The following is a 5,778-nucleotide window of genomic DNA, read 5'->3' on the forward strand; positions in this document are numbered from 1 at the left end:
CGATGGCGTAGCCGCGGTCGAGCGTCGCCTGCGGCGAGAGCGCGCGCAGGTGTCCGCGCAGCTCGCCGACGCGCCCCGACTGCTTCTCGATGCAGCGATCCACGAGCTCGGCGCCGCGTGCCACCCATCGGGTGAGCTCCTCGGCACGGCGGTCGACGATCCAGCCGGTGTCGGCGAGCACCGGCCGGGCACGGAGGTGGCCGATGCGATCGATCTCGCGGCCGAGGATCGACGAGAGCCGCATGCCGAGGCGGGCCCGCACCTGCTCGACCCGCCCGAGCTCCTCGGCGACGTCGGGGACGACGCGCTTCGCGGCATCCGTCGGCGTCGAGGCACGGAGGTCGGCCACCTCGTCGAGGAGCGGGCGATCGGCCTCGTGCCCGATCGCCGAGACGATGGGGGTGGATGCCGCGGCGGCGGCCCGCACGACGCGCTCGTCGCTGAACCCCAGCAGGTTCTGGAAGTCGCCGCCACCGCGCGCCACGATGATGACCTCAACCTGGGGGTCGGCGTCGAGCCGGCGGATGGCGTTGACGACCTCGGGCGCGGTGCGGTCGCCCTGGACTGACGCGTAGGCGGTGCGGAACTCCACGGCCGGCCAGCGCAGGCGGGCGTTGCGCAGCACGTCCTGTTCGGCGTCGCTGTCGCGCGCGGTCACGAGGCCGACCACGGCGGGCAGGAACGGCAGTCGCTTCTTGCGGGCCTGGTCGAACAGACCTTCGGCGGCGAGCTGGGACCGCAGGCGCTCGAGGCGCTCGAGCAGATCGCCCAGGCCGACGTGCTTCATGTCGTAGACCTGCATCGAGAGCGAGCCGCCCTTGACCCACCAGCTGGGCTTGACGAGCAGGATCGCGTGGTCGCCCTGCTTGAACTCCTCGCCGAGGCGGGCCTTCACGGACGACCACATCGTGAACGAGATGGTGGCGTCGGCCTCGAGGTCTTTCAGCTTGCCGTAGACGTTGCCCCCGGAGACGCCCCACTGGGTGATCTCGCCCTCGACCCACACGGTGCCGAGCCGGTCGACGTACTCCTTGAGCTTGCCCGAGAGCAGCGCGACGGGCCACGGGTGCTCACGTGTGGCCGGTGCCTCCGTCATCGCGTCTCTCCCTGCTCGCCCTCAGCCGATGGCCCCACCACGCCCACGTAGGATGGAATCCGTGACCAATACGACGGATGCCCCGCGGATCGGCCTCGGCATGCCCCGGGTGCCGGGCGTGCGCGGCCGGCTCAAGGATATCCCGGTCCCCGGACACAAGCGCGTGCTCCTCGCGGCCCCCCGCGGCTACTGCGCCGGGGTCGACCGTGCCGTGATCGCCGTCGAGAAGGCCCTCGAGCACTACGGCGCCCCCGTGTACGTCCGAAAGCAGATCGTGCACAACATCCACGTCGTCACCGAGCTCGAGCAGCAGGGCGCCGTCTTCGTCGAGGAGGTCGACGAGGTGCCCGAGGGCGCCCACGTCGTCTTCAGCGCGCACGGTGTCTCGCCGGCCGTCGTGAACGCCGCCGCCGACCGCGGCCTGCACGCCATCGACGCGACCTGCCCGCTCGTGACCAAGGTGCACCGCGAGGCGGTGCGCTTCGCGCGCGACGACTTCGAGATCCTGCTCATCGGCCATGAGGGCCACGAGGAGGTCGAGGGCACCGCCGGCGAGGCGCCCGAGCACGTGACCATCGTGAACAGTCCCGACGACGTGCCGAACATCGAGGTGCGCGACCCCGACAAGGTGGTGTGGCTCTCGCAGACCACGCTCTCGGTCGACGAGACCATGGAGACGGTGCGGCGGCTGCGCGAGCGGTTCCCGAACCTGCAGGACCCGCCGAGCGACGACATCTGCTACGCCACGCAGAACCGCCAGGTCGCGATCAAGAAGGTCGCGACCGACGCCGACCTCGTGATCGTCGTCGGCTCGGCGAACAGCTCGAACAGCGTGCGCCTCGTCGAGGTGGCGCTCGAGTACGGCGCCAAGGCCGCCTACCGCGTCGACTACGCGAGCGAGGTCAAGCAGGAGTGGCTCGACGGCGTCGAGACGGTCGGCGTGACGAGCGGGGCATCCGTGCCCGAGGAACTCGTGAAGGAGTTGCTCGACGCCCTCGCCGACGCCGGCTACGGCGACGTCGCCGAGGTGAAGACGGCCGAGGAGGACCTCATGTTCTCGCTGCCGAAGGAGCTCCGACGCGACCTCGCGGGCAACCGCGACGCACGGGCGCTCGGCGGCCGGACGGCCGCGCCCCGGGCCTGACCCGGACGGCCGCGCTTCGCGCCTGACCCGGACGGCCGGGCTTCGCGCCTGACCCGGACGGCCGCGACCCGCCATCAGCCCATGCGCGGAGGCCGTCCCGTGGGGTCTTGCGGGGCCACCGCCCCGGGTGGAGAATGCGCGCGTCAGGGCGTTGTGCGAACCCGCGTCCCCAGACGATCCCCGGCTTCCCGTCCTGTCGACTCCTCGAGAGAGTTGAAGGGACCCGATGTCTCCCCGAATCGCAAGATCCGTCATCGCGGGTGCCGCCGCGGTCGCGTGCGTGCTGACCGCGGCGATCGTCGCCGGCCCCAGCCAGGCGGTGCCCGAGGTCGGCCGTGATGCCGACGTCGTCAGGGAATGGAACGCCATCGCCGTGCGCACGATCTCCACTGAGAACGCCGCGCCGGTGCCCGCCTCGCCGCTCTACTTCGCGTACACCTCCATCGCGATGCACGATGCCGTCGCCGCCATCGAGGGCGACTTCGAGACCTACGTCCAGCAGCCCCGTGCCCAGGCGCATGCCTCGCCCGAGGTCGCCGCGGCGACCGCCGCGTACCGCGTGCTGCGCCACTACTTCCCTGCATCGGCCGCCAACCTCGACGCCGACTACGCGGCATTCCTGGCGGACGTGCCGAACGGCGTCGGCAAGGTGCACGGCACGCGCGTCGGCCTCGCCTCCGCCGACGCGATCATCGCGGCGCGCGCGGGCGACGACCTCACGACGGTCCATCCGATCGAGGTCGAGCCCGGGATCGGCGTCTGGGAGCCGACTCCGCCGGGATTCGCGCCAATGGCGGTGAGCTGGCTCGGATTCGTCACGCCCTTCGTGCTCGAGTCGTCGACGGCCATCCCCCTCCCGGGTCCCGATCCGGTCGATTCCGCCGAGTACGCCGTCGACTACGACGAGGTCAAGGCGAAGGGCGCGCTGAACGGGTCCACCCGCACCGGCGACGAGACGGCGACGGCCCTGTTCTGGAGCACGCCCGTCGGCCCCGTCGTGCAGTACAACATGGCGATGCAGACCGAGACGGCAGAGCGCGGCCTGGACATCGGCGAGACCGCACGCGCGTTCGCGCTCCTCGACACGTCGATCGCGGACGCCAACATCTCGTGCTGGTACGCGAAGTGGAGCTATGCCTATTGGCGCCCGGTGACCGCCATCAGGACCGCCGACGACGGGAACGCCGCGACGCAGCCGGATGCCGCGTGGACGCCGCTCGTCACCACGCCGCCGTACCCCGACTACACGAGCGGCCACGCCTGCGTGTCCGGCTCCGCGTCGGGCGCCTTCGGTCACCTCTTCGGCGCCGACACCATCGACATCGACGTGCCCTCGACCGTGCAGGGCCGGCCCGACCGGCACTTCGCGACGTCGACCGCACTCGACACCGAGACCATGAACGCCAGGATCTGGCTCGGCCTCCACTTCCGCCAGGCGATGACGGACGGCAACATGCTGGGCCACGCCGCCGCCGACGCGGTCGTGTCGGGCGCCTTCGTCCCGCTCGATTGATCCCCTGACGGGGTGGATGCGCGACGGGGACGGCGATCGCCGTCCCCGTCGAGTCAGCGGCCCGTGGTCGTCAGCTGCTCGATGAGCGCCGGGTCGCCGCTCAGGGCGATCGCGGTGCACACGAACAGGGCGATCGCCGCGAGCACGCCACCCGCGAGGGGGAGCCAGAACGACGGGCGACGCGCCCGGATGAGCGCGATGGAGCCTGCCGCAGTCACCACCCAGATCACCACCTGCACGATCGAGCCGATGAGGATGAGCCCCGGGATCTCGGGTCCGGGCGTGTAGGGGTCGATGCCCTCCTGCGTGTGCAGGAGCTGGATCGACTGCGGGAGCGCCTGCAGCACACCGACCGACAGCCACGCGCCCAGCACGCCCATGACGAGCAGCAGGATGGTCACGGCCCGGTCCGCGGGACGCGCCGGCCGCTGCTCGCGAGCGGATGCCGCCGCGACGGCGTGCGCCGACGGCGCATGCGGTGCGGGCGGGGGCGTCATCTGCGGCGCCGGGTCGGACGTGGTCTCGCCGGGCGGAGGGGTCCACGTCCAGCCCTCGGGCGCGTACTCGCCGTACTGCGGTCGCGGACGCTCGTCGCGCGGCGCCGGTGGCGGCGTGGGAACCCCCTCGGCGGCCGACCGTGGGGTCGACTCGTCGGGGGTGCCCGGGGCGTGCTCCTGCGGCATCCGGAACCTACGCGGTGATCGACTGCCCGGCGGAGCCGAGCTGCCTCGTGGACTCGCCGACGCGCGAGGCCATCGCCGACTCGGCGACCTTGCCCCAGGCGCGCGGGTCGTAGAGCTTCTTGTTGCCGACCGAGCCGTCGACCTTGAGCACGCCCTCGTAGTTGGAGAACATGTAGCCGGCGACGGAGCGCGTGAAGGCGTACTGGGTGTCGGTGTCGATGTTCATCTTCACGACGCCGTTGGCGACCGCGGTGGCGATCTCCTCGTCGGTGGAGCCGGAGCCGCCATGGAACACGAGGTCGAGGGGCTTCGGGCCGGTGCCGTACTTCGCGGCGAGGCCGTCCTGGATCTCCTTGAGGAGCTCGGGCTTCAGCTTCACGTTGCCGGGGGCGTAGACGCCGTGCACGTTGCCGAACGTGAGGGCGGCCATGTAGCGGCCCTGCTCGCCGAGGCCGAGCGCCTCGACGGTCGCGATGGCGTCGTCGAGGGTCGTGTAGAGGTGTTCGTTGATGTCGTGGCTGACGCCGTCCTCCTCGCCGCCGACGACGCCGATCTCGACCTCGAGGATCGCGTTGATCGCCTTCATGCGGGGGAGGATCTGCTTGGCGATCTCGAGGTTCTCGTCGAGGGGCACGGCCGAGCCGTCCCACATGTGCGACTGGAAGATCGGGTTGCGACCGGCCTTGACCTCCTCCTCGGAGGCGGCGATGAGCGGGTACACGAAGTCGTCGAGCGCGTTCTTCGGGCAGTGGTCGGTGTGCAGCGCGACCGTGATCGGGTAGGACTTCGCCACCTCGTGGGCGAACCTCGCGAACGCGAGGGCGCCGGTGGCGCGGGCCTTGACCGTGTGGCCGGCGAAGTAGTCCGCGCCGCCGGTGGTGACCTGGATGATGCCGTCGGAGCCCGCCTCGGTGAGGCCCTGCAGCACGGCGTTGAGCGTCTGCGAGGAGGAGACGTTGAACGCCGGGAAGGCGAAGCCCTTCGCCTTGGCGGTGTCGAGCATCTCGGCGTACTGCTCCGGGGTTGCGATGGGCATGGTGCTCCTTCGAGGTCACGTCAGGGTTCGGATCCGAGTCTAGCGAGGTGGCGAGGAGTGCTCATGAGTCGCGGAGGCCGCGGCCGCAGGTCGGTCGTCCCGTCGGGGATGCGGGAGGATGGCCCGATGCATGACGACGCGAACGTGTTCTCCCAGCAGCTCCGCTCGGCGCTGTCGGCCGCGGTGCGGGCGGCCGCCGACGCCGCGCTTCCGCTGGTCGGCTCGGGCGACCCCGACGCCGTGGATGCGGCCGCGGTCGACGCCCTGCGCACGGCACTGGCGACGGTGCCCGCCGCGCTGCGTGTC

5 protein-coding genes and 1 pseudogene are annotated in these 5,778 nt (G+C 71.4%); 3 read left to right on the plus strand and 3 right to left on the minus strand.

Going from position 1 to position 5,778, the window contains the following annotated elements:
* Positions 1–1,096: exodeoxyribonuclease VII large subunit (gene xseA, locus GH736_RS15825; RefSeq protein WP_159605045.1), on the minus strand; the 1,096-nt coding region annotated here is incomplete at its 3' end.
* A 100-nt stretch (positions 1,097–1,196) separates the two neighbouring features.
* Between xseA and GH736_RS15830 the strand changes: the two genes are divergently transcribed.
* Together GH736_RS15830 and GH736_RS15835 are read left to right on the plus strand one after the other, a co-directional pair.
* Positions 1,197–2,240 carry a 4-hydroxy-3-methylbut-2-enyl diphosphate reductase gene (locus GH736_RS15830; protein WP_159605055.1) on the plus strand — a complete coding sequence of 348 codons (1,044 nt, stop codon included), beginning with the start codon at positions 1,197–1,199 and terminating at the stop codon, positions 2,238–2,240.
* 226 nt (positions 2,241–2,466) lie between these two features.
* Positions 2,467–3,753: a vanadium-dependent haloperoxidase gene (locus GH736_RS15835; protein WP_159605047.1), complete on the plus strand. Its 1,287-nt coding sequence runs from the start codon at positions 2,467–2,469 to the stop codon at positions 3,751–3,753.
* Positions 3,754–3,806: 53 nt separating this feature from the next.
* Here the strand turns inward: GH736_RS15835 and GH736_RS15840 are convergent, their stop codons facing one another.
* On the minus strand, positions 3,807–4,436 hold the full coding sequence (locus tag GH736_RS15840) for a DUF6264 family protein (RefSeq protein WP_159605049.1): 630 nt from the start codon (positions 4,434–4,436) through the stop codon (positions 3,807–3,809).
* 7 nt (positions 4,437–4,443) lie between these two features.
* Positions 4,444–5,472, minus strand: coding sequence for a class II fructose-bisphosphate aldolase (gene fbaA / locus GH736_RS15845; RefSeq protein WP_159605051.1), 1,029 nt, complete (start codon positions 5,470–5,472; stop codon positions 4,444–4,446).
* A gap of 126 nt (positions 5,473–5,598) precedes the next feature.
* Here fbaA and glpX point away from each other — a divergent pair.
* Positions 5,599–5,778, plus strand: a pseudogene (gene glpX / locus GH736_RS15850) (fructose-bisphosphatase class II); the annotation flags it as partial.

Source organism: Agromyces humi (genome assembly GCF_009720255.1).
Lineage (GTDB): Bacteria > Actinomycetota > Actinomycetes > Actinomycetales > Microbacteriaceae > Agromyces > Agromyces humi.

Coding starts and splice junctions, on each gene's coding strand:
- GH736_RS15835 (WP_159605047.1), top strand. CDS start 2,467: ATGTCTCCCCGAATCGCAAGATCCGTCATCGCGGGTGCCGCCGCGGTC.
- GH736_RS15830 (WP_159605055.1), top strand. CDS start 1,197: ATGCCCCGGGTGCCGGGCGTGCGCGGCCGGCTCAAGGATATCCCGGTC.
- GH736_RS15840 (WP_159605049.1), bottom strand. CDS start 4,436: ATGCCGCAGGAGCACGCCCCGGGCACCCCCGACGAGTCGACCCCACGG.
- fbaA (WP_159605051.1), bottom strand. CDS start 5,472: ATGCCCATCGCAACCCCGGAGCAGTACGCCGAGATGCTCGACACCGCC.